Source organism: Pseudomonas sp. NS1(2017) (genome assembly GCF_002269425.1).
Classification (GTDB): Bacteria; Pseudomonadota; Gammaproteobacteria; order Pseudomonadales; family Pseudomonadaceae; genus Aquipseudomonas; species Aquipseudomonas reactans.
The window spans coordinates 1,725,607-1,748,638 of record NZ_CP022960.1; the positions used below are offsets into that span (position 1 = coordinate 1,725,607).

Annotated in this window: 23 protein-coding genes and 1 tRNA gene; 13 read left to right on the forward strand and 11 right to left on the reverse strand. The window is 60.9% G+C overall.

From position 1 onward, the window contains the following. The first annotated feature begins 20 nt into the window (after positions 1 to 20). On the forward strand, positions 21 to 1,613 hold the full coding sequence (locus tag CI807_RS08280; RefSeq protein WP_095014337.1) for a glycosyltransferase family 39 protein: 1,593 nt from the start codon (positions 21 to 23) through the stop codon (positions 1,611 to 1,613). 133 nt (positions 1,614 to 1,746) lie between these two features. Here the strand turns inward: CI807_RS08280 and CI807_RS08285 are convergent. From CI807_RS08285 to CI807_RS08300, 4 genes are all read right to left on the reverse strand, one after another. After that, positions 1,747 to 1,822 (reverse strand) — tRNA-Phe (locus CI807_RS08285). 103 nt (positions 1,823 to 1,925) lie between these two features. Then, entirely contained in the window at positions 1,926 to 2,198 is a 273-nt protein-coding gene (locus CI807_RS08290) for an oxidative damage protection protein (protein ID WP_010213895.1), read from the reverse strand. Further along, the gene (gene mutY, locus CI807_RS08295) at positions 2,195 to 3,262 is read right to left on the reverse strand and encodes an A/G-specific adenine glycosylase (RefSeq protein ID WP_095014338.1); all 1,068 of its coding nucleotides are present in this window, start codon (positions 3,260 to 3,262) and stop codon (positions 2,195 to 2,197) included. The genes CI807_RS08290 and mutY overlap by 4 nt, the downstream gene beginning before the upstream one ends. After that, a complete protein-coding gene (locus CI807_RS08300; protein WP_095014339.1) occupies positions 3,259 to 5,469 on the reverse strand; it encodes an AsmA family protein in 2,211 nt (736 codons plus the stop codon). The genes mutY and CI807_RS08300 overlap by 4 nt, the downstream gene beginning before the upstream one ends. Positions 5,470 to 5,795: 326 nt before the next feature. On the opposite strand from CI807_RS08300, the gene CI807_RS08305 reads away from it, so the two are divergent. The 7 genes from CI807_RS08305 to CI807_RS08335 all read left to right on the forward strand — a co-directional run bounded on the left by CI807_RS08305 (position 5,796) and on the right by CI807_RS08335 (position 11,565). After that, positions 5,796 to 7,457: an OFA family MFS transporter gene (locus CI807_RS08305; RefSeq protein WP_033896905.1), complete on the forward strand. Its 1,662-nt coding sequence runs from the start codon at positions 5,796 to 5,798 to the stop codon at positions 7,455 to 7,457. Positions 7,458 to 7,692: 235 nt separating this feature from the next. Next, entirely contained in the window at positions 7,693 to 8,289 is a 597-nt protein-coding gene (hisB, locus tag CI807_RS08310) for an imidazoleglycerol-phosphate dehydratase HisB (protein WP_028615365.1), read from the forward strand. After that, complete coding sequence (gene hisH / locus CI807_RS08315; RefSeq protein WP_016979116.1) at positions 8,289 to 8,927, forward strand: imidazole glycerol phosphate synthase subunit HisH; 639 nt, start codon at positions 8,289 to 8,291, stop codon at positions 8,925 to 8,927. The genes hisB and hisH overlap by 1 nt, the downstream gene beginning before the upstream one ends. Continuing rightward, a complete protein-coding gene (locus tag CI807_RS08320) occupies positions 8,928 to 9,185 on the forward strand; it encodes a DUF2164 domain-containing protein (RefSeq protein WP_010213888.1) in 258 nt (85 codons plus the stop codon). 39 nt (positions 9,186 to 9,224) lie between these two features. Continuing rightward, positions 9,225 to 9,962, forward strand: a complete 738-nt coding sequence (gene hisA / locus CI807_RS08325; protein ID WP_003187784.1) for a 1-(5-phosphoribosyl)-5-[(5-phosphoribosylamino)methylideneamino]imidazole-4-carboxamide isomerase — start codon at positions 9,225 to 9,227, stop codon at positions 9,960 to 9,962. Between the two features lie 9 nt (positions 9,963 to 9,971). Then, positions 9,972 to 10,742: an imidazole glycerol phosphate synthase subunit HisF gene (gene hisF / locus CI807_RS08330; protein WP_003171107.1), complete on the forward strand. Its 771-nt coding sequence runs from the start codon at positions 9,972 to 9,974 to the stop codon at positions 10,740 to 10,742. A gap of 67 nt (positions 10,743 to 10,809) precedes the next feature. Further along, positions 10,810 to 11,565 carry an ABC transporter substrate-binding protein gene (locus CI807_RS08335; protein ID WP_095014340.1) on the forward strand — a complete coding sequence of 252 codons (756 nt, stop codon included), beginning with the start codon at positions 10,810 to 10,812 and terminating at the stop codon, positions 11,563 to 11,565. Positions 11,566 to 11,618: 53 nt separating this feature from the next. Here CI807_RS08335 and CI807_RS08340 read toward each other — a convergent pair whose 3' ends face one another. From CI807_RS08340 to CI807_RS08350, 3 genes are read right to left on the reverse strand one after another with little or no spacing between them, the layout of a single operon-like run. Next, positions 11,619 to 12,392: a divergent polysaccharide deacetylase family protein gene (locus CI807_RS08340; RefSeq protein ID WP_095014341.1), complete on the reverse strand. Its 774-nt coding sequence runs from the start codon at positions 12,390 to 12,392 to the stop codon at positions 11,619 to 11,621. 1 nt (position 12,393) lies between these two features. Beyond that, positions 12,394 to 13,710 carry a S41 family peptidase gene (locus CI807_RS08345; protein ID WP_038841666.1) on the reverse strand — a complete coding sequence of 439 codons (1,317 nt, stop codon included), beginning with the start codon at positions 13,708 to 13,710 and terminating at the stop codon, positions 12,394 to 12,396. Between the two features lie 30 nt (positions 13,711 to 13,740). Beyond that, the gene (locus CI807_RS08350) at positions 13,741 to 15,036 is read right to left on the reverse strand and encodes a murein hydrolase activator EnvC (protein WP_095014342.1); all 1,296 of its coding nucleotides are present in this window, start codon (positions 15,034 to 15,036) and stop codon (positions 13,741 to 13,743) included. Positions 15,037 to 15,279: 243 nt separating this feature from the next. Between CI807_RS08350 and CI807_RS08355 the strand changes: the two genes are divergently transcribed. Next, positions 15,280 to 15,792: a PBECR2 nuclease fold domain-containing protein gene (locus tag CI807_RS08355; protein WP_095014343.1), complete on the forward strand. Its 513-nt coding sequence runs from the start codon at positions 15,280 to 15,282 to the stop codon at positions 15,790 to 15,792. A gap of 215 nt (positions 15,793 to 16,007) precedes the next feature. On the opposite strand, the gene gpmI is transcribed toward CI807_RS08355, so the two are convergent. Then, entirely contained in the window at positions 16,008 to 17,534 is a 1,527-nt protein-coding gene (gpmI, locus tag CI807_RS08360; RefSeq protein ID WP_095014344.1) for a 2,3-bisphosphoglycerate-independent phosphoglycerate mutase, read from the reverse strand. Positions 17,535 to 17,685: 151 nt separating this feature from the next. Between gpmI and CI807_RS08365 the strand changes: the two genes are divergently transcribed. Genes CI807_RS08365 through secB form a run of 3 tightly spaced genes read left to right on the forward strand, consistent with a single transcriptional unit; the run spans position 17,686 to position 18,876 of the window. Next, on the forward strand, positions 17,686 to 18,099 hold the full coding sequence (locus CI807_RS08365) for a rhodanese-like domain-containing protein (protein WP_010213877.1): 414 nt from the start codon (positions 17,686 to 17,688) through the stop codon (positions 18,097 to 18,099). 1 nt (position 18,100) lies between these two features. Further along, positions 18,101 to 18,355, forward strand: a complete 255-nt coding sequence (grxC, locus tag CI807_RS08370; RefSeq protein WP_033896917.1) for a glutaredoxin 3 — start codon at positions 18,101 to 18,103, stop codon at positions 18,353 to 18,355. A 41-nt stretch (positions 18,356 to 18,396) separates the two neighbouring features. Beyond that, the gene (gene secB, locus CI807_RS08375; protein ID WP_010213875.1) at positions 18,397 to 18,876 is read left to right on the forward strand and encodes a protein-export chaperone SecB; all 480 of its coding nucleotides are present in this window, start codon (positions 18,397 to 18,399) and stop codon (positions 18,874 to 18,876) included. A 168-nt stretch (positions 18,877 to 19,044) separates the two neighbouring features. Here the strand turns inward: secB and CI807_RS08380 are convergent, their stop codons facing one another. After that, positions 19,045 to 19,500 carry a tRNA (cytidine(34)-2'-O)-methyltransferase gene (locus CI807_RS08380; RefSeq protein WP_016979127.1) on the reverse strand — a complete coding sequence of 152 codons (456 nt, stop codon included), beginning with the start codon at positions 19,498 to 19,500 and terminating at the stop codon, positions 19,045 to 19,047. On the opposite strand from CI807_RS08380, the gene CI807_RS08385 reads away from it, so the two are divergent. Continuing rightward, positions 19,499 to 19,939 (forward strand): hypothetical protein, encoded by a 441-nt coding sequence (locus CI807_RS08385; protein WP_095014345.1) that lies wholly within the window; start codon positions 19,499 to 19,501, stop codon positions 19,937 to 19,939. The genes CI807_RS08380 and CI807_RS08385 overlap by 2 nt on opposite strands. A gap of 395 nt (positions 19,940 to 20,334) precedes the next feature. On the opposite strand, the gene ntrC is transcribed toward CI807_RS08385, so the two are convergent. Together ntrC and glnL are read right to left on the reverse strand one after the other, a co-directional pair. After that, positions 20,335 to 21,771 (reverse strand): nitrogen regulation protein NR(I), encoded by a 1,437-nt coding sequence (gene ntrC, locus CI807_RS08395; RefSeq protein ID WP_016979129.1) that lies wholly within the window; start codon positions 21,769 to 21,771, stop codon positions 20,335 to 20,337. After that, on the reverse strand, positions 21,768 to 22,853 hold the full coding sequence (gene glnL, locus CI807_RS08400) for a nitrogen regulation protein NR(II) (protein ID WP_016979130.1): 1,086 nt from the start codon (positions 22,851 to 22,853) through the stop codon (positions 21,768 to 21,770). The genes ntrC and glnL overlap by 4 nt, the downstream gene beginning before the upstream one ends. Positions 22,854 to 23,032 lie beyond the last annotated feature (179 nt).

Genomic DNA, 23,032 nt, shown 5'->3' on the forward strand with positions numbered 1-23,032 from the left:
CTTACCTGACAGGTCTACCGATGGATCACCGCAATCGCTTTCGCCTGGAGTCCCTGGGCATTTTCCTGTTTGCCTTGCTGCTGTTCACCCTGGGTATCTGGGATCAACAACCCCAAGGGTTTGACGGACGCTGGGCGCTGTTCCTGCAGGAAATGTTTCGCCATGGTGCGAGTCTCTTTCCGACCACCTACGGCCAGCCCTACGCGGATTACCCCGGTACCGCGACGTTCTTCAGCTATGTGTTTGCCCGACTGTTTGGCGCGCCGAACCACCTGGCGAATGTGCTACCCACCGCCCTGGCGTCTGCTGGGGTGGTCGCTGTGATCTATCGCCTGCTGGTCCCGGCGAATCGCCAGTGGGCGCTGCTTACTGTGCTGTTGACCTTGCTCACGACTCAACTGCTCGAAAAATCCCGCTCGGTATGCCTGGACCAGATGGTCGCGTTGCTCTGCGTTGGCGGTTTCTACCTGTTGCACAGCGGCGGGCGCTGGAGGCGTCTTGCGGTGTTCCCGTTGTTCATCCTGGGTTTTGCGATACGTGGGCCGTTGGGGTTGATCGAAGTCTGTGGCGTGGTCTGCGTGTACTGGGCGTTGGGAAAGCCTGGGGAGCGGGTGAAGCAGGTGCTGATTCACGGCGCCGCTGGCTTGGTGTTGCTGGCTGCCTGTTGGTGGCTGCTGGTGAAGTTGGCGCGCATCAGCGGAGGTGATGCGTTTGCCGATGAGGTGTTCAAGATGCAGGTGGGCGGACGTCTCGATGAAACCGGCGAGCCGTTCTATTTCTACTTCCAGCTGAGCCTGTACCGCTACTTCCCAGTGGTGCCATTGGCGCTCGCCACCATGATTGCGCTGCGTCATCGCTGGTCCGAGCGGTTTGAAGGCGACATGCAATTGGTGGTGCGCCTCAGTGCCTGCGGCTTGATGATCTTGCTCGGGCTGTCGGTGCCGCACTTCAAGCGCGCCTATTACATCCTGCCGATGGTGCCGATGTTTGCGGCTGTCGCGGCCTATGGGCTGCTACAGGCGCAAGGATGGCTTGCGGGTATGCGCCGGTGCTACGAAGGGCTGGTCGTGGCGCTGCCGACGTTAGGCGTGGTTGCAATCTTGGTCTGTCGGCATGGGTGGCAGAAGCATGGTTACTGGCCTGACGTTTCGCTGCCGATGCTGATCGGCGTGCTGGTAGTGCTGCAGGTGGCGGCGTTGATCGCCTGGCGGCGTGCGGGGCGATTGGTGTGGCTCAGCCTGATCGCGTTGGTGGCGCAGTGGTTAGTGTTGGTGATGGTGGTGGAGCCATCCAAGGATATGCAGTTCGACACCCGCAAGTTTGTCGGCCAAGTGGAAGCGCTGCGTGTGAAGCAACCGGGGCCGCTGGTGTTTATCAATCTGGGCCGGGACACCTGGGCGGTGCGCTACATGATGAACCTGGACCATGACGAGCAACCGATCTTTATCGGAGGCAGCGAGATCGGGCGACTGGGAACTTTGCCTCGGCCAGCCTGGGTGATTGTGTCGCGCAAGGAAACCGCGTTGCTGCAAGGAACGGCTCTGGAATCGCTGGTACCAAGGTTTGAAGGGCGTCTGAACGACAATCCGCTGATGGTGTTCTTGTTGAAGTGATAGAGGCTGTTCGTTTTGGGGTGGCGTAGGTCGCCCCAAGACAACGCAATAAATCCCAGGCAACAAAAAACCCGCACTAGGCGGGTTTCTTGATTGCTTTCACGTGATGTTGACACCACCTGAAAGCTGAAGGTGGTGCCCAGAGACGGAATCGAACCGCCGACACGGGGATTTTCAATCCCCTGCTCTACCGACTGAGCTATCTGGGCAACGGGGCGCATTAAACGGGTTTTTCAGGGGGTCGTCAAGCAAGTTTTCAAAAAATATTTAATTATTACCGTCGCTTACGTGCAGACCCCGGTTTTTGATCAATTATTGAGCAGGCGGCACGTAGCCGTCGGCCTTGGCGTAATCTTCGCCGGAAAAGAACTTGTCCATCTCGCCCGCTAGGTATTTACGGTCTTCTGCGTTCATCATGTTCAGGCGTTTTTCGTTGATCAGCAGGGTCTGGTGTTTCAGCCAGTCGCCCCAGGCTTTGGCGGAGACGTGCTCGAAAATGTCCTGGCCCTTGGCGCCTGGGTACGGAGGGCGTTCGAGGCCTGGCAATTCTTCTTTGTACTTGCGGCACATGATGGTGCGGGTCATGACGGAACTCCTGCATTCAATACGTCGGCCGCGCGCTTCAGCAGTTTTTTTACCGGGGCGGCAAGGCCCAGGCGCGGCGGGGTGGCGAGGTTATACCAGAGCCAGTCGGCCTCGGCCACGTGATGGGCGGTTTCCTCGACCTGGACCAGCCAGGGTTCGATGGCGAGTTGGAAGTGGCTGAAGGTGTGGATCAGCCCCGGCAGTGCCTGCTGCTTGCCCAGCTCCAGCGCGTGCTGGTTGGCCAGGTGTTCGAGGTCTTGCAGGTCATCCAGCTCCGGCAAACTCCACAGGCCGCCCCACAGGCCCGTGGACGGGCGGCGGTAAAGCAGGATCGCGCCCTCGGCATTGGCCAGCAGCGGCATCAGCGTACGCTTCTGCGGGATGGTCTTGCGCGGCTTGGGGATCGGGTAGCGCGTCTCCAGGCCAAGCATGTGGGCTTCGCAGCCTTTTTCCAGTGGGCACAGCAGACAGCTGGGCTTGCTGCGGGTGCAGAGGGTGGCGCCCATGTCCATCATTGCCTGGGTGTAGGCGTTCACGCGGTCGTGTGGCGTGAAGCGCTCGGCGGTGGCCCACAGCTGCTTGGCCACCTTGGGCTCGCCTGGGTAGCCCTCTTGCGCGGTGAAACGTGCCAGCACGCGTTTGACGTTGCCGTCGAGGATTGGCGCCCGCAAGCCCATGCTCAGGCTGGCGATCGCGCCGGCGGTGGACAGGCCGATGCCGGGCAACTCGGTGAGCTTCTCGACATCCTTGGGAAACTCGCCGCCGTACTCGGCCACGACAATCTTCGCGGTCTTTTGCAGGTTGCGCGCCCGGGTGTAGTAACCCAGGCCGGTCCACAGGTGCAGCACTTCATCTTCCGGCGCAGCAGCCAGAGCCTCGACCGTCGGCAGCGAGGCCATGAAGCGGTCGAAGTAATTGAGCACGGTGCTCACCTGGGTCTGCTGCAGCATGATCTCCGAGACCCACACCCGATAAGGCGTGATGCCCTGTTGCCAGGGCAGGTCGTGGCGACCGTGGCGGTCGTACCAGTCCAGCACCGCCGTTGAAAACTGCTCGTTTCTCATCGTTTGAACAGGCCTTTCAAAGCGTCTTTGAGCTGTGGATTAACCTTGTCGAGCTTCTCTTCCAGCTTCTCGTTCAGACGGTTGCCGGCCGCCTTGATCGCGACTTGGCCTAGGCCGTCCTTGTCCAGGCGGCAGGCTTTGGCGCCGAGTTCCAGCGGGCCACGGCAGCGCAGCGGCACTTCGATGCCCTGGAAGTTCGAGCCCACCTGGCAGGCCGGGTCCGGGGTTTCGCGCTGGTCGCCTTCGACGATGATGCCGACGCGGTAGTCCATGCCCAGCACGCGCAGGTCGACGTCGCCATTGCCGTTGACGGTCAGGCCCGGGATGCGCACTTTCAGGTCGGGGTTGCTGGCCACGCCGTTACGGAAGGTCAGGTTGCCCTTCAACTCCTGGAACGGCGTGTCCTTGCCTTGCGGTGTGCTGCTCAAGGTCTTGCGGTTCAGCAGGGCAATACCGGTGCACAGTTGCTGTTCAAGATTGGCGTTTAGCAACACGCCGTTGTTGATCACAAAGCTGGCGGTGCCGTTGAGGCTGTCGATCAGGGCTTTCTGGCTATTGCCACGGCCCGTGAGGTTGCTGTCGAGGGTGATCTGGCCCTTCACAGGCGGGTTTTGCCCCTGGGCTTGCAGGATGCGTTCGACCGGCACTTGCTTGATATGGCTTTGCAGCGCCAGTACCGGAATATCCTGGCGCACATCAAGGCTGCCATTGGCCTGGAAAGTGCCGTTGTAAAGGCCACCGCTCAGGGTCTCGAGCTTGAGCTGGCCATTGACGCCCGACGCCTTGAGCGCTGCATTCTGGATCGGCAGCTTGCTCAAGGTCAGCTGGCCGAAAGCCAGGTCGGCATCCACATCCAGCGTGCGCAGGCGCGGCAGTGGTAGCAGTTTGTCGGTGCTCCAGGCGCCTTTGGTCGGCGCGTCGGGCAGCGGCGTGGTGCCACCGGCCGCCATGGCACCGGCTTCGCTGTTCTGTACTTCGGCCTGGCGGGCAGCGGCTGCGCCCTTGGCGGATTCAGACTTGGCCGGCAGGTAGTTGTCGGCGTTGAAGGTATCGCCCTTGAGCTGGACGCGCAGGGATTGCTTGGCAAAATCCTCCACGGCGAGGCGACCGGTGAAGGTGCTGCCGTCGAGTTTCAGGTTCAGGTCTTCCAGGGCCAGGCTGCTCGGCGTGCCCTTGAGGCGGCTGACCAGTTCGACCTTGCTCAGGCTGCCCTCGGCCATGGGTGGCAGCGGATGGCCAACACCGTCGAGGAACTTGGCCAGGTCAAACTGGGCAATGGACAGTGCGCCGCTGAGCTGCGCAGTCTTGTCCAAGTCGTTGACCTTCAGCTCGCCCAGTGCGCGCAGTTGATTGGCCGACAACTTCATGTTGGTCCATTCGGCGATATTGGCCGCCTGGTCCACCAGCAATTGGCCCTGGGTGGAGAACGTCACGGTCTTGCCTTGCAGCGGCTCGCCCGTGGCTTCGCCGCTGATCTTCATGTCTTCAAGCTGATAGCGCTTGAGCGCACGCTGGATACGCAGGTTGCCGTTGAGTTCGGTCTTGACGCGCATCACCGGCTGGTTGCTGCCGAAGAAGGCGGTGAGTTTCACCGGGATGCTGGCGCCTTCATGCACGGCGCCGGCGCTCAGTTGGATGCTTTCGGCGCTGAACTGCTTGCCGGTCTGCTCGTCGTTGTATTCAACGCGGGCGTTGTTGACCGTCAGGCTGTCGATGTCCAGGCGGATGGGCTTCGAGGGTTTTTCCGGTTCGGGTTCGGAGGGTTTCTCGGTCGAGCCTGGGCTGCCGACGGTCGCCTCGGTCACGTTCTTGCCAATGTCTTCCCAGTTGCCATGGCCTTGCTTGTCGCGGGTGAGGCGCAGGTTGAGGCCTTCGACACGCACATCGCTCATCTGCACTTCGCGGCGCAGCAGCGGCAGCACGCGCACAGAGAGGCCGAGCATCTGCAGGTCGGCGAACGGCTGGGTCGGCGCGGTCAGGGTCGCTACGCTGGCTTCGTGCAGTTCCAGGCCAAGCCAGGGGAACAGGCTCCAGCCGATGTCGCCATTGAGCGTCAGCTCGATGTGGGCCTTGTCGCGGGCAATCTGGCGAATCTCGTCTTTATAGTCGTTGGGATCGAAGAGATGGGTCAGGGCAAAGCCTAGAGCCACAATGATCAGCAACAGCCCGAGAAGTACCAGACCCAGGATTTTGCCGAACGCTTTCATGGGCGAGTCCTTGTATGTCGATTTCAAAATTTAGCCGCAGAGTATAACGCCCGACGGCCTGCGTCAGTGCCCCGATCGTTACATTGTATCCAGGGGCGGGGAAACGGGTTTTTGGCGTCAAACAAAACAGATTTCCTGAAAAAGGTGATATCAGTTTGGTTTTTCTGTCATCCACAGGTGCTAATCTGCGCAGGTTCGTCTGCCTTCTGCGACATAGCGTCGCGCTTAAATGGAGCTTTACTCAACAACAACGGCCAACGCTTTGCGTGCAAGGCCGAGGGAGAGAGCGCCTGACGGACACATACTAACAACTGGGGGAAACACCAATGAGCACTAGCACTGCGGCGGGTTCAACTGCCGCACAGCCTGCGTTCCTGTCCAAGGAGCGCATTATCGCCAAGCCCGGCTTCAACCGCTGGCTGGTTCCACCGGCCGCCTTGGCCATCCACCTCTGCATCGGCATGGCCTACGGGTTCTCGGTGTTCTGGCTGCCACTGTCCAAGGCGCTGGGCATCACCAAGCCGGTCGCCTGCGCGCCGGACATGAGCTTCATCAGCCAAGTTTTCTCGTCCCAGTGCGACTGGCCCATCTCCATGTTGGGCTGGATCTACACCCTGTTCTTCATCTTCCTGGGCTGCTCGGCAGCGATCTGGGGCGGCTGGCTGGAACACGCCGGGCCACGTAAGGCTGGCGTTGTATCGGCATTGTGCTGGTGTGGCGGCCTGCTGATCTCGGCGTTGGGTATCTATACCCACCAGATCTGGCTGATGTGGATCGGCTCCGGGGTCATCGGCGGTATCGGCCTGGGCCTGGGCTATATCTCGCCCGTGTCGACCCTGATCAAGTGGTTCCCGGACAAGCGTGGCATGGCCACCGGCATGGCGATCATGGGCTTCGGCGGCGGCGCGATGGTGGGTGCCCCGTTGGCAGCAGCACTGATGGGCCATTTCGCCACCCCAGACAGCGTGGGCGTGTGGCAGAGCTTCCTGGTAATGGCTGCGATCTACTTCGTGTTCATGATCGGCGGCGCCTTGTCCTACCGCGTTCCGCCGACCGGCTGGAAGCCTGAGGGTTGGACCGCGCCGGCGAAAAAGGCCAGCAACGCGATGATCACTCACCGTCACGTGCACGTGAACGTGGCGTGGAAAACCCCGCAATTCCGCCTGGTCTGGCTGGTGCTGTGCCTGAACGTCTCCGCCGGTATCGGCATCCTCGGCATGGCTTCGCCACTGCTGCAGGAAGTGTTCGGCGGCAAGCTGCTGGGTGTGGATGTGCCGTTCGGCCAACTGGATGCGGGCCAATTGGCTTCCATCGCAGCCATCGCGGCGGGTTTCACCGGTCTGTTGAGCCTGTTCAACATCGGTGGCCGGTTCTTTTGGGCGTCGTTCTCCGACTACCTGGGCCGTAAAAACACCTACTTCGTGTTCTTCGCGCTGGGCTTTGCCCTGTACGCGCTGATCCCGAACCTGGGTCACCTGGGCAACGTGGCGCTGTTCGTGGCGGCGTTCTGCATTATCCTGTCGATGTACGGCGGTGGTTTTGCAACCGTTCCGGCTTACCTGGCCGACCTGTTCGGCACCCAGATGGTCGGTGCGATCCATGGTCGCCTGCTGACTGCCTGGGCTGCGGCCGGCGTGCTGGGCCCTGTGTTGGTGAACTACCTGCGTGAGTATCAGCTGAGCATCGGCGTTGAACGCGCCGCCGCCTACGACATCACCCTGTACATCCTGGCCGGCCTGCTGGTGTTGGGTTTCATCTGCAACCTGCTGGTCCGCCCGGTGGCCGACAAGTACTTCATGACCGACGCCGAACTGGCCGCCGAACAGGCGCTGGGCCACGACAAAGGCGCGGACGCGACTACTTCCCTGGAGTGGAAAGCCGCCCCCGGCACCGTGCCGTTGGCGATTGCCGCCTGGCTGGTGGTGGGTATTCCGTTGGCGTGGGGTGTGTGGGTGACCCTGCAGAAGACGGCAGTGCTGTTCCACTGATGCAAGTGCCGTAGGAGCCGGCTTGCCGGCGATGGTGTCCGCGAGGTCGATGGTGATCTTGCGAATTTATCGCCGGCAAGCCGGCTCCTACAAGATCGCGTTATGCCTGTCGGGGGTTGTATGTACATGTCTATCCCCGACACTCCATCAGTCTTATCCCCTTCGATGTTTCTGTTTAGCGCCCGCGCCCCTATAATGGCTGCCTTTTTCGCCCAATGATTTTGCGGAGCTGGTGATGGCCGAACGTAAGGCGTCCGTCGAGCGCGACACTCTGGAAACCCAGATCAAAGCCTCGATCAACCTGGATGGCACCGGAAAGGCCCGATTTGATATCGGTGTACCTTTTCTTGAGCACATGCTGGACCAGATCGCCCGTCACGGGCTGATCGACCTGGATATCGAAGGCAAGGGCGACCTGCACATCGACGACCACCACATGGTGGAAGACGTGGGCATCACCCTCGGCCAGGCATTTGCCAAGGCCATCGGCGACAAAAAAGGCATCCGTCGCTACGGCCACGCCTATGTCCCGCTGGACGAAGCGCTGTCGCGGGTGGTCATCGACTTCTCCGGCCGCCCAGGCTTGCAGATGCATGTGCCGTACACCCGTGCCAATGTGGGCCGCGGCTTTGACGTCGACCTGTTCCAGGAATTCTTCCAGGGTTTCGTCAACCACGCACTCGTCAGCCTGCACATCGACAATCTGCGCGGCACCAACACCCACCACCAGATCGAAACCGTGTTCAAGGCCTTCGGCCGCGCGCTGCGCATGGCTGTTGAGCTGGATGACCGCATGGCCGGGCAAATGCCCTCGACCAAGGGCGTCCTGTAATGCAGACGGTCGCGGTTATCGATTACGGCATGGGTAACCTGCACTCGGTGGCCAAGGCCCTCGAACACGTAGGGGCCGGCAAGGTGCTGATTACCAGCGATGCCAGCGTGATTCGCGAAGCTGACCGGGTGGTGTTTCCCGGTGTCGGTGCGATTCGCGATTGCATGGCCGAGATCCGCCGCCTGGGCTTTGACAGCCTGGTGCGCGAAGTCAGCCAGGATCGCCCGTTTCTCGGCATCTGCGTGGGCATGCAAGCCTTGCTCGACAGCAGTGAAGAGAACGACGGCGTCGACTGCATCGGCCTGTTCCCCGGCCAGGTGAAGTTCTTCGGCAAGGACCTGCATGAAGACGGCGAACATCTGAAAGTTCCGCACATGGGCTGGAACGAAGTCCGCCAGACCGTGGATCACCCGCTGTGGCACGAAGTGCCGGATATGGCGCGCTTCTACTTCGTGCACAGCTACTACATCGCCGCCGGTAAGCCGGGCCAGGTGGTGGGTGGCGGGCACTACGGCGTCGACTTCGCCGCCGCGCTGGCCGAAGGTTCGCGCTTTGCCGTGCAGTTCCACCCGGAGAAGAGCCATACCCATGGCCTGCAATTGCTGCAGAACTTCGCCGCCTGGGACGGGCGCTGGTAAATGGCGAGGAAGCCGAAGCAGCCGATCTTGAACCTCACGCCCGAACAGGAGAGTGAGGCTACCCTCAAGATCAAGCGCTTCATGGAGGACCGCTTCGAGCTCAAATTGGGCTCGTTCGAGGTCGCCGAGATTCTTGAGCTGTTCACCACCGAAGTGGCTCCGCATTATTACAACAGGGCGATTTTCGATACGCAGACGCTCCTTAAAGAAAGGTTCGAAAGCATCGAAAGCGACCTGTGGTCGCTTGAGAAACCCTGATTTCCCAAGCATTGCTGAATATCGAATAAGGTTTGCCAGATGCTGATTATCCCCGCTATCGATCTCAAGGACGGCGCTTGCGTGCGTCTGCGCCAAGGCCGGATGGAAGACTCCACCGTGTTCTCCGATGACCCGGTGAGCATGGCTGCCAAATGGGTGGAAGGGGGCTGCCGTCGTCTGCATCTGGTGGACTTGAACGGCGCCTTCGAAGGCCAGCCGGTCAACGGCGAAGTAGTGACCGCGATTGCCAAGCGCTACCCGAACCTGCCGATCCAGATCGGCGGCGGTATCCGCTCCCTGGAAACCATCGAGCACTACGTCAAGGCGGGCGTGAGCTACGTGATCATCGGCACCAAGGCCGTGAAAGACCCGGCGTTCGTCGCCGAAGCTTGCCGCGCGTTCCCAGGCAAAGTGATCGTGGGCCTGGACGCCAAGGACGGTTTCGTCGCCACCGACGGCTGGGCTGAAATCAGCACCGTGCAGGTCATCGACCTGGCCAAACAGTTCGAAGCCGACGGCGTGTCCGCCATCGTTTATACCGACATCGCCAAAGACGGCATGATGCAGGGCTGCAACGTACCGTTCACCGCCGCGCTGGCTGCTGCGACCAAGATCCCGGTGATCGCTTCCGGCGGTATCCACAACCTGGGCGACATCAAGTCGCTGCTGGACGCCAAGGCGCCTGGCATCATCGGCGCAATCACTGGCCGTGCGATCTATGAAGGTACCCTGGATGTCGCCGAAGCCCAGGCTTACTGCGACGCCTACAACGGCTGAGGACTGACCATGGCGCTGGCCAAACGCATCATCCCTTGCCTGGACGTCGACAACGGTCGCGTGGTCAAGGGCGTCAAGTTCGAGAACATCCGCGACGCCGGCGACCCGGTGGAAATTGCCCGTCGCTACGATGAGCAAGGTGCCGACGAGATTACCTTTCTCGACATCACCGCCAGCGTCGACGGCCGCGACACCACGCTACATACTGTGGAGCGCATGGCCAGCCAGGTGTTCATCCCGCTGACCGTGGGCGGCGGTGTGCGCACCGTGCAAGACATCCGCAACCTGCTCAATGCCGGCGCGGACAAGGTCTCGATCAACACCGCGGCGGTGTTCAACCCGGAGTTCGTCGGCGAAGCCGCGCAACACTTCGGTTCGCAATGCATTGTGGTTGCCATCGACGCCAAGAAAGTCTCTGGCCCGGGCGAAACCCCGCGCTGGGAGATCTTCACCCACGGCGGTCGCAAGCCTACCGGCCTGGATGCGGTGGAGTGGGCGATGAAGATGGAAGGCCTGGGTGCGGGTGAAATCCTGCTGACCAGCATGGACCAGGACGGCATGAAAAACGGCTTCGACCTGGGCGTGACCCGCGCCATCAGTGACGCGCTGGGGATCCCGGTGATCGCCTCCGGCGGCGTCGGCAACCTGCAGCATTTGGCTGATGGCGTCATCGAAGGCCACGCCAGCGCAGTGCTGGCGGCGAGTATTTTCCACTTTGGCGAATACACCGTTCCCGAGGCAAAAGCCTACATGGCGGCGCGCGGTATCGTCGTTCGCTGAATGCTGCTGGACACCATGGCAAGTGCGCGGCACTCTTTGCGCTTGCCATGGATTCCGGTAGCCCTTCATGTTCAAACATCTTCTGCTTGCCCTCGCCAGTACATCCTTCCTGTTGGCAAGCTCGGCCCACGCCGAAGAACCGTCTGACACCGCCCTGGTGTTGCTGACGGAAAACTTCCCTCCGTACAACATGGCAAAAAACGGCAAGAACTTCGCCAAGGAAGACAACATCGAAGGCATCGCCGTGGACATCGTGCGCGAAACCTTCAAGCGCGCCGGCATTTCCTACAACCTCACTCTGCGATTCCCTTGGGAGCGCATCTACAAACTCGCTCTGGAAAAACCGGGTTATGGCGTGTTCGTGATGGCGCGCCTGCCGGACCGTGAAGCCCTGTTCAAATGGGTCGGCCCCATCGGCCCGGACGATTGGGTGCTGCTGGCCAAGGCTGACAGCAAGATCCAACTGGATGACCTCGAGCATGCCCGCCGCTACAAGATCGGCGCCTACAAGGGCGATGCCATCGCCGAGACCCTGGAGAAGCAGGGTCTCAACCCAGTGGTGGTGCTACGTGATCAGGATAACGCGCAAAAGCTGCTGGATGGCCAGATCGACCTGTGGGCCACTGGCGACCCCGCCGGGCGTTACCTGGCGCGCCAGGTTGGCGTGACGGGGCTCAGGACGGTGTTGCGTTTCAACAGTGCTCAGTTGTACCTCGCGCTGAACAAGGAGGTGCCGGACGAACTGGTGGCCAAGCTGCAGGCTGCGCTGGACCAACTGCGTAAAGACGGCGTCGTCGACGAAATCATGGCGAAATATCTGTAACCGGCCAACCCCCCCACTGTAGGCGCTGGCAAGCCAGCGCCTACAGTGGACCGTCAGCGGTAAATGCCATTCTTGCCATGCCCGGCCATCGCTTGGTTACTGCGCACGCTGATCATCAACTTGATATCAATCCAGTCAACGCCCTGAGCCTTGAGCTTGGGCAATTCGCGCTCCAGCACCGCCAGGGTTTGCGGATACGGGTGGCCGATCATCACCACTGAACCCTGCTTGTGCGCCAGCTTAATCGCGGTCTGCAATTGCGTGGTGATCGCTGTTTCGGTGCGCTCGTCATCGAGGAATACATCCCGCGAAACATGGGCCAGGCCGATCTTCTGCGCCTCGGCAGCGGCGACCGTCTGGGCGCTGGTGCGGCTGTCGACAAAGAACTTGTTGCGCCGTTGCAGTTCGGCCATCAACCAGGCCATTGCAGCCGGTTGTGCAGTCATGCGGCTGCCCATGTGGTTGTTGATGCCGGCAGTGTAGGGCACCGCCTTGAACGCGGCATCCAGGCGCTTGCCGAGTTCTTCGATGGAAAGCTCTGGGTGCCAGGCGAACGGGCCGGTGGCCGGGTCCATGGGCATATGCAGGATCACGATCTTGCCGGCTTTGTGCGCCTCGCGGGCGAATTCGGCAGCGTGAGGCGTGTCAGGCATGATTGCGGTGGTGACAGGCCCTGGCAGGGCCAGCACACGCCGATCCCTGGGCAGGTTCTGCCCAAGGTCGTCGATGATGAGGGTCAGGTAGGCTTTATGCGGCTCGCTGGCCGGGGTCGCGTGGGCGACTCCAGCCAGGCTGCACAGCACAGCGATGATCAGGGCAAAACGCATATCAACGGCTGCGCGTGATGCTCAGGCCCTTGAGCAGGCTCAGCGCTTGGGCCAACTGGTAGTCGTCGTCCTGCGGCATCGGCTTGGCTTTCTTGCTGCTGCCGGTTGGCTGGTCGGCACCGCCGTTGCCGTTGCCCAGGTGACCTTGCAGGTCAGCCTCTTTGTAGTACTCGCTGTCGATCTCGTTGGTGATCTTGGCCTTGCGCACTTCGATGTCCGGCACGATGCCCTGGGCCTGGATCGAGCGACCATTCGGCGTGTAATACAGCGCGGTGGTGATTTTCAGCGCGCGCTCGTTGTTCAGCGGCAGCACGGTTTGTACCGAGCCTTTGCCGAAGCTGGTGGTGCCCATCAATACACCGCGTTTCTGGTCTTGCAGGGCGCCGGCGACGATTTCCGACGCCGAGGCGCTGCCGCCGTTGATCAGCACGGCCAGGGGCACGTTTTCGCTGAGGTCGTTGCCGGTGGCCGAGAAGCGCAGCTCGGAGTTGGCGATACGGCCCTTGGTGTAGACAATCAGGCCTTTGGTGATGAAGTGGTCGACCACTTCCACCGCCGACTGCAGCACGCCGCCTGGGTTGTTGCGCAGGTCGAGCACGATGCCGTTGAGTTTCTTGCCATTGTCCTTGCGCAGCTTGGCCAGGGCCTTGGCCACTTCGTCACCGGTCTTGACCTGGAACTGGGTGATGCGGATGTAGCCGTAGCCCGACTCCAGCAACTGGCTCTTCACGCTCTTGACCACGATGGTCGCGCGGGTCAGCGTCACGTCGAACGGGTTGCCGCCGTCGCGCACCAGGGTCAGGGTGATTTTCTGGCCGATCTTGCCGCGCATCTTGTCGACGGCTTCGGTCATGGTCTGGCCACGGGTCGGCTGGCCGTTGATCTTGACGATGAAGTCACCGGCCTGGATACCGGCCTTGGACGCCGGGGTGTCATCGATCGGCGAAACCACCTTGACGTTGCCGTCTTCGGAGCCGACTTCAATGCCCAGCCCGCCGAATTCACCGCTGGTGCTTTCCTGCAGCTCGGCGAAATCTTCCGGGCCCAGGTAGGCGGAGTGCGGGTCGAGGTTGCTGAGCATGCCTTTGATGGCATTTTCCAGCAGGGTCTTGTCATCTACGGGTTCGACATAGGCGGCTTTGATCCGGTCCATGACCTCGGCAAAGGTGCGCAGCTCGTCCAGCGGCAAAGGCGCCTTGGTCGTCGCGGCCGAGGCAGCAGGTGCAGCCGGAGCGGCCTGGTCGGCAAATGCCAGAGGCGCGCCGATCACCAGGGCGATCGTCAGGGCCAGCGAGGTGAGGCGGGACAAATGCAGCATGTCGAACGAACTCCTAATGTAGATGCAGCCCTATCCTTGGGAACGGCACCATTGTGCAGGATCGCTCGGGCGGCCCTGCTGACGAATAGCGAAGTACAGCGCCGGGGTGTCCTGGCCACCACTGTTACCGACAGTGGAGATGGATTCACCGGCTTTTACAACATCACCTGCCGACTTGAGTAAAGTCTGATTGTGGCCGTAAAGGCTCAAATAGCCATTACCGTGGTCAAGAATCACCAACAAACCGGCGCCGCGCAACCAATCGGCAAACACCACGCGCCCACCGTGGACGGCGTGCACCTGGCTGCCGGCGGAGGCGCTGATCATCACGCCATCCCACTTCGCGCGGGTGTCATCGCCACGGGTTTCCCCAAAGCGTGCCAGTAATCGACCATCAACGGGCCATGGAAGTTTGCCGCGGGCTGAAGCAAAAGGGCCGCCGAAGTTCTCACCGGCGCTGGAAACCAGCGGGCCAGGCGCTGCATGTGCCGGTTTGCGCGGGGCCGGAGCGTCCGAGGTGGCAGCCAGTTCGGCCTCACGCTGGCGCTTTTTTTCGGCTTCCTGCTGGGCGATCAGCGCTTTCTGCCGCGCTTCTTCGGCCTCACGTGCCTGGCGGGCCAGGGTTTCTTCGATGGTCTTGAGCACTTTGGCCAGGTCGGCCTGGTCCTGCTCGCGGGCCTGCAGCTTGGCGTCACGGGCCTTTACGTCGTCATTGAGTTTGGCCAAGGCCAGTTGGCGTTCCTTGCGGACCTTGTCCAATTCGTTGCGCTGGGTGTCGAGGGCGACTTTCTGGTCTTGCAACTGTGATTGTTGGTTGCCGATCTCCTGCTCGACATTGACCAACTGGCGCAGGGTCTCATTGAAGCTTTTCAGTTGCTCCAGGCGGGCCTTGCTCAGGTAGTCGTAGTAGGTCAGGGTGCGCGCGAATTTCTCGGGGTTCTGCTGGTTGAGCAGCAGCTTGAGGTATTCCTGGCGGCCGTTCTGGTAGGCGGCACGGGCCTGGATCGCGATCAGGCGTTGCTGTTCAACGCGTGCGCTCTGGAGTTTTTTTTTCTCAGCGTCGAGTCGCTCCAGTTCCGACTCGCTCTTCTTTAGTTCTTTTTGCAGCTCCTGGACCTGTTTCTCCAGTTTGCCCATCTCGGTTTCCGTGCCGCGCAGGTCTTTCTGCACCCCGGATTTCTCTTCCTGGAGCTTGCCGAGCAGCTTTTTCAGCTCGGTAATGTCCTGACGCGTAGCGTCCAACTGTTGTTGGGTTTGTGCGCGCTCATCGGCAAACGCCGGTTGGAGCAGGCAGACAAGAGCAAGGGTAATCAAGGCGCGAAGCATAGAGGCGGGCGACACCAGGGAAATGGACGGCCTAGTATGCCCGCCAAGCGCAGCAAAAAAAACGCCTCAAAGCCAACTGCTTTGAGGCGTTCGTCATAAAAAGCCGTTCAGGGCGATTTAATCGGTTGGTTTAAGGGTTTAAACAAAATCGAAGAAACGCCTTGAAACGCTCCGGTTGAACGGGTTTTTGGTTCTGGGAATAGACTTTCGAACCCGCTCACAAGGTAGTCGGCCCGATCGGTAATGCCCCGTATTCATGAACTCAAAGACCAGAAAACCTGGCTTGATCACGGCTTGCCTGACTTGCGTAGCCTCGACCGGGCGCTTCGGTCCTGTTCGCTTGAGGAAGTGACGACAGGCAAGGACATTGCTGATGCTGTTGAAGTCGTGGCTTCCAACTTGGGATTTACCGATTCAGTGTCCTCAGAAATTCGAATCGTTTCTCCGTTGGGAGAAGTGTTGATCCGGCGTGTAACCCTGCGGCACATAGTTGAAAAGCGACAAGATGCCAGACAGCGATATGTAAAGTTCGCGCTGGATACACTGACCGGGCCTCTGGAAATTTGGCGTGTCGCTTACAGTGATGGCTCGACTCGTTTGGCCTACATTGGCGCTTATGAAACCAAACGGCAAATGCTGGTGGTTGTGAATATCCAGGCAGGCAATCTGCTGTGGAATTTCATGCAGACCGATGCCAAGGCTTTGAACAAACACCGTCATGGCGAACTGATCTACAGGCGCTACCAACTTTTATAGCAGGCAAAGAAAAGGGCAGTTCGAGAGAACTGCCCTAAATGACATGCTTGATATTCATATACACACCCTCAAGCGGGGGTGTGGAGGTCTCACCCTACGCTGATGTCCAGCCATCGACGGGGTTCCTACGCCAGTTATCGCCGCTGGAGGCAACTGGTTTCGCGCTCAGGTCTATTATTGACGGGCTGCTCGCATTGAGCAACCCCTGAAATATTTCAGACCAGGATTGAGGTGCCAGTCATCTCCACCGGCTTCTCCAACCCCATCAGCATCAGCATGGTCGGCGCCACATCCGCCAGCACGCCGCCAGCACGCACCTTGAAATCACGCTTGCCGACATAGATGAACGGTACCGGTTCGGTGGTGTGGGCGGTGTGAGCCTGGCCGGTGGATTCGTCGGACATCTGCTCGCAGTTGCCGTGGTCGGCGGTGATCAGTGCTTCGCCGCCGACCTTTTCCAGGGCATCGACAATGCGTCCTACGCACAGGTCCAGGCATTCCACGGCCTTGGTCGCGGCTTCCAGGTTGCCACTGTGGCCGACCATGTCGCCGTTGGCGTAGTTGACCACGATCACGTCGTAACGCTGGTGTTCGATGGCGTCGACGATCTTGTCGGTGACTTCCGGTGCGCTCATTTCCGGCTGCAGGTCGTAGGTGGCGACCTTTGGCGATGGGATCAGGATGCGCTCTTCGCCTGGGAATGGCTCTTCGCGGCCGCCGGAGAAGAAGAAGGTCACGTGGGCGTATTTTTCGGTTTCGGCAATGCGCAGCTGGGTCTTGCCGTTTTTCGCCAAGTAATCGCCCAGCACGTTGTCCAGGCTGCCTGGGGCAAAGGCGGCGGGAGCCGGGATGCTGGCGGCGTACTGGGTCAGGCCCACGTACTGCACTTTTGGCTGGCGGGCGCGTTCGAACTCCTTGAAACCGTCTTCGACAAACACACGGCTCAGCTCGCGGGCGCGGTCGGCGCGGAAGTTCATGAACACTACGGCGTCGCCGTCTTCTACCTTCACCGGCTCACCAATGGTGGTGGCTTTGACGAATTCGTCGCTCTCGCCACGGGCGTAGGCGGCTTCCAGGCCTTCCTGGGCGGTGGCGGCGTGGAATTCGGCCTGGCCGTCGACGATCAGGTTGTAGGCCTGGGAGACGCGGTCCCAGCGGTTGTCGCGGTCCATGGCGAAGTAACGGCCCACCAGGCTGGCGATGCGGCCTTTGCCCAGCGCTGCGAAGGTGGCGTCGAGCAGTTCGATGGACGACTGCGCGCTTTTCGGTGGGGTGTCACGGCCGTCGAGGAAGGCGTGAAGGTAGATCTTATCGGCGCCGCGCTTGAAGGCCAGTTCGGCCATGGCGACCAGATGGTCCTGGTGGCTGTGGACGCCGCCATCGGACAGCAGGCCCATGAAGTGCACGGCCTTGCCAGCGGCCACTGCTTTATCTACCGCGGCGCAGATGGTCGGGTTCTCGAAGAACTCGCCATCGCGGATCGCTTTGGTCACACGGGTGAAGTCTTGATATACCACTCGTCCGGCGCCGAGGTTCATGTGGCCGACTTCCGAGTTGCCCATCTGGCCGTCCGGCAGGCCTACGTCCATGCCGGAACCTGAGATCAGGCCGTTGGGTACGGTGGCGGTCAGGCGGTCGAGTACCGGCTTCTTGGCCGCGTATACCGCGTTGTCGTGGTGGCTTTCACTGTGTCCGAAGCCATCGAGAATTATCAGGACCAAAGGTTTAGGCGTAGTAGTCATAGATCCTCTCGCGGCGGTAATAAAGGAAGACAATTGAAAAGGGAGTGGCAGTTTAAAGCGAAGTTCCGACCACGTCACCGCTTTACGGGGGTTGGCCCCCCCTGACGGCTGTGTATACTTACCGCCATTTTAACGCCCTGGAACCTCCTTGATGGTTGATCACCTGATTGCATTTGCCACTGCCCACTACCTGCTTGTGGGTGCCTTCGTCATCCTGCTGGCGCTGCTGATCGCTCACGAATTGAGCCGCGGTGGCCGCAGCCTGAGCACGGCGGAGCTGACCGCGCTGGTCAACAAGGACGAGGCCGTTGTCGTGGACATCCGCCCAGCCAAGGATTTCGCCACCGGCCACATCGTCGGTGCCCTGAACATTCCGCAGGACAAGCTGATCGCGCGCCTGGCCGAGCTGGAAAAGCACAAGGCCAAAACCATCATCCTGGTGGACGCCCAAGGCCAGCACGCCGGCACCCACGCCCGCGAAATGCTCAAGACCGGTTTCACCGCTGCCAAGCTGTCCGGTGGCATCAGCAGCTGGCGCGCCGATAACCTGCCGCTGGTGAAGTGATATGAGCCAGGTTGTCGTGTATTCCAGCGATTGGTGCCCTTACTGCATGCGGGCCAAGGCCCTGCTGGAGAAAAAGGGCGTTGCCTTCGAAGAGATCAAGGTCGACGGCAAACCCCAGGTGCGCGCCGAAATGGCCCAGAAGGCGGGGCGCACGTCCGTGCCGCAGATCTGGATCGGCGCCAGGCACATCGGTGGTTGCGACGACCTGTTCGCCCTTGAGCGCGCCGGTAAACTCGATGCGCTGCTGCTCGTCTGACTCCTAAACCCTAAAAGACCCCAAGATCACAAGGATCTGCGATGACTGACCAACAGAACACCGAAGCTGCAGAAGCCCAAGCGCCACAGTTCTCGCTGCAGCGCATCTACGTGCGTGACCTGTCGTTCGAAGCGCCGAAAAGCCCGGCCATCTTCCGCCAGGAATGGACCCCAAGCGTCGCGCTGGACCTGAACACCCGCCAAAAAGCCCTGGAAGGCGACTTCCACGAGGTGGTGCTGACCCTGTCCGTGACCGTCAAGAATGGCGAAGAAGTGGCCTTCATCGCTGAAGTGCAACAGGCCGGTATCTTCCTGATCCAGGGCCTGGACGAAGCGTCCATGAGCCACACCCTGGGCGCGTTCTGCCCGAACATCCTGTTCCCGTATGCCCGCGAGACCCTGGACAGCCTGGTCACCCGTGGCTCGTTCCCAGCGCTGATGCTGGCTCCGGTGAACTTCGATGCCCTGTACGCTCAAGAGCTGCAGCGCATGCAACAGGAAGGTTCGTCGACGGTTCAGTAAACCGTCGATGTAAAAAAGCGCCCTAACCGGCGCTTTTTTATTGGACACGATCTTTGTAGGAGCGAGCTTGCTCGCGAAAAACGTCAACGATGACGCGGGCATTCTGGATGCGCGCGGTGTTCTGGAGTTTTTCGCGAGCAAGCTCGCTCCTACAGTGAAAAGGCGGTGTTACTTGAAGCCCAGCTGGCGCCAGCCTTCGTAGACGGCAACGGCCACGGTATTGGACAGGTTCAGGCTGCGGCAGCCCTCGCGCATCGGCAAACGCAGGCGGTGCCCGTCGGGCAGGGCATCTAGCACCTCGGCCGGCAGGCCCCGGCTTTCCGGGCCGAACAGGAAGGCGTCACCTTCGGCAAAGCTGACATCATGGAACGGCTGCGAACCCTTGGTGGTGAACGCGAACAACCGTGGGTGGCCCAGGCTTTCCAGGCAGCTGGCCAAGTCGGCGTGGCGCTGGAGCGTGGCGTACTCGTGGTAGTCCAGCCCGGCACGGCGCAGGCGCTTGTCGTCCATGTCAAAGCCCAAAGGCTCGATCAAATGCAGGTGGCAGCCACTGTTGGCGCACAGCCTGATAACGTTGCCGGTATTCGGCGGAATTTCTGGTTGAAAAAGGATGACGTGAAACATGCACGGCTCCGAAGGCAAAGATGCGCTGCATTCTACCCCCGAAGAGGACCCAAGGCCGAAGCTTATGCCGCGTGTCATGGGCTCTTTGGCAATTGTTGGCTTGATGGTGGGCCTGATGATCGGCCGCCTGACCACCCCGGACCCGGTCGAATTGCAACAGGTCGAGACCGCGGCGGACGGCGTGGTGGTGTGGTTCAACAGCGAACCCAAGCTGCACGGCGAGCATATCGACGGCACTGTGGCGCTGCTGTTCGACGCGCAAGGCAAGGCTGCCAGTGGGCAACTCAAGGTCAATGACAAGGATGTGAACTGGCGCGTGCGCAAGACCGATGGCGGGCTGCTACTGAACCTGGTGGCCGCTCGGCCGTTGCGCGGGCAATGGAAAGGGGAGAAGGTCGAAGGCCGCTGGCGGCTGGAGATCCATCTCCAAGAGCAATAAAAGAGGGAGTTCCCGGCCTGCCTGTACCAGGGCTCCCAAAACGGGGTGAAGCTTTCAAGGCTTCGGTGTTAAAGAGGGAATCCCCGGCCTGCCTGTACCGAGGTTCCCCAAAGCGGTGTGGAGCGCGACGCGATTCGCATCAAGCACCCCGGGTGTAAAGAGGGGATTCTCGGCCTGCCTGTACCAAGGTCCCCGAAACTGGGTAGTACAGGGGTTATTGCAGGGCGCGTGCCAGAGTCGGCAAAGTGTGCCAAAAAATTTGTCCAGAAAGCGCAAAGCCCCGGAATACGGGGCTTTGGTGTTTTTGGCTTTCAGCTTTTGTTGATCCGGACTGCTAATTTTGAGATCGGATCCATGCCCAATGCCGGTTCATGGTGCATTGAAGCGGTGCACCTTTAGCCCTCGTCGCCCTCGTCATCATCTCCACCATCAACCTTCATCCCCAGCTCCTTGATCTTGCGAGTCAGGGTATTGCGGCCCCAGCCCAGCAACACGGCGGCATCGCGACGGCGACCGGCGGTGTGCTTGAGGGCGGTTTCGATCATGATCCGCTCGAACGCCGGCACGGCGCTGTCCAGCAGGTTCGACTGACCGCGTGCCAGGGCCTGGTCGGCCCATTGGCGCAAAGCCTGCTCCCAGTTGGTCACAGGGGCGGAGTCCTGCGGCAGGCTCAACAGCTCCGGCGGCAGGTCGCTGATGTGCACTTCGCGCCCGGACGCCATCACTGTGATCCAGCGGCAGGTGTTCTCCAGTTGGCGCACGTTGCCCGGCCACGGCAGGTTCTTCAGGTATTCCTCGGTCTCGCTTTTCAGCAGTTTCGGCTCGACCGCCAGCTCCTGGGCAGCGCGGCTGAGGAAATGGCGGGCCAGGGTCGGAATGTCTTCGCGACGGTCCGACATCCGTGGAATGTGAATGCGGATCACGTTGAGGCGATGGAACAAGTCCTCACGGAATTTGCCCGCGTGGACCAGAGTTTCCAGATTCTGGTGGGTCGCCGCGATGATGCGCACGTCGACCTTGACCGGCGTGTGCCCGCCGACCCGATAGAACTCACCGTCGGCCAGAACGCGCAGCAGGCGCGTCTGGGTGTCGGCTGGCATGTCGCCGATTTCATCGAGGAACAGCGTGCCGCCGTCCGCCTGTTCAAAGCGGCCGCGGCGCAGGTTGGCTGCGCCAGTGAACGCGCCTTTTTCATGGCCGAACAGCTCGGACTCCATCAAATCCTTGGGAATCGCCGCCATGTTCAGCGCAATGAACGGCGAGGCCGCCCGTGGGCTGTGGCGGTGCAGTGCATGGGCGACCAGCTCTTTACCGGTGCCCGATTCGCCGTTGATCAGCACGGTGATGTTGGAATGGCTCAAGCGCCCGATGGCGCGAAACACTTCCTGCATCGCCGGCGCTTCGCCGATGATTTCCGGGGTACGGGTCAGGGCAGGTGGGGCTTCCTGGCTCTGCTGTTCCTGGGCGTGCTGGTTGGCGCGCTTGACCAGCGCCACCGCCTCGTCCACGTCGAACGGCTTGGGCAGGTATTCAAAGGCGCCGCCCTGATAGGACGCGACAGCGCTGTCCAGGTCCGAGTGCGCGGTCATGATGATCACCGGCAGGCGCGGGTGCTGTTCGCGGATGCGCGCCAGCAGGTCCAGCCCGCTGGCGCCGGGCATGCGGATGTCGGAGATGATCACGTCGGGCTGCTGGCGTGCCAGGCGGCTCATCACCCCGTCGGCGCTGTCGAAGCTCTGCGTGGTCATGCCTTCCTGTTGCAAGGCTTTCTCGAGGACCCAGCGGATAGAACGGTCGTCATCGACGATCCAGACAGTTTCACTACGGCTCATGTCGATGGGGCTCCTTGTTCCAGTGGCAGAAAGATCGAGAAGGTGGTGTGGCCAGGATGGCTCTCACATTCGATCAGGCCCTGATGCTGGCTGATGATGTTCTGGGTAATGGCCAGGCCCAGCCCGGTACCGTCCGGGCGGCCGCTGACCATGGGAAAGAAAATGGTTTCCTGGAGTTCCGCAGGAATGCCCGGGCCGTTGTCGATGATCTCGACCTTGGTCACCAGGCGATGGCGCACATGGCCGATGGTGAACTGGCGCAGGGCGCGGGTGCGCAGGCTGATGCGACCCAGGCGCAGCTCGTTCTGGCTGCTGATGGCCTGCATGGCGTTGCGCACGATATTGAGTACCGCCTGGATCATCTGTTCGCGGTCGATCAATACATCGGGAATGCTTGGGTCGTAGTCGCGCACTAAGGTGATGCAGCCTTGGCTTTCCGCCTCGACCAGTTGGCAGACACGCTCCAGCACTTCGTGCACGTTGGTCATTGCCAGCGACGGTAGCTTGTTGGAGCCGAGCATGCGGTCCACCAGGTTACGCAGGCGGTCGGCCTCTTCGATGATGACGTTGGTGTAGTCCTTGAGATTCTCGTCCGGCAGCTCGCGGGCCAGCAACTGGGCCGCGCCACGGATGCCGCCGAGTGGGTTCTTGATCTCATGGGCCAGGCCGCGCACCAGCATCTTGCTGGTCTCCTGCTTGGACAACTGCGCTTCTTCCTTGGTGATACGCAGCAAGCGGTCACGGGGGTGCACTTCCAGCAGCAGCAGGGTGGCGCCGTTGCTCAGGATTGGGGTCACGGCGTAGTCGACGGTCAGCGTCTGGCCGGTAAGGGCCGTGAGCATCGCCTCGCGCTTGGTAAACGGGTGTGCTTGCTCCACGGCCTGGCGCAATGAGCTCAAGGCTTCGGCCGACTCGGTGAACAATTCGCTGATGAACTGCCCATGGCTGCGCTGGCCGCTGATAGCCAGGAGCATCTCCGCCGCCGGGTTCATGTACTCAAGACGCAGGTCGTCATTGAGCAGGATGGTCGCGGTGGTCAGGTTGTCGAGTAGCAATCGGTGCAGTGCATCGCTGATGGTCATCAGGACCTCTTTTGGAGCAAGGCGCGGGCTTGAGGCACACGCTGATACAAGGAAAATGCAAAAACCAAACCAAGGCTCCGAAAAGAAGCGTGCAAGCCCTGAAATGGGGGTTTTAGGCGCGAAACTGTGGCGTTCTGCCAGCTTGCTCGGGAAGTTTCGAACCAAAATGGGCTGGGCAG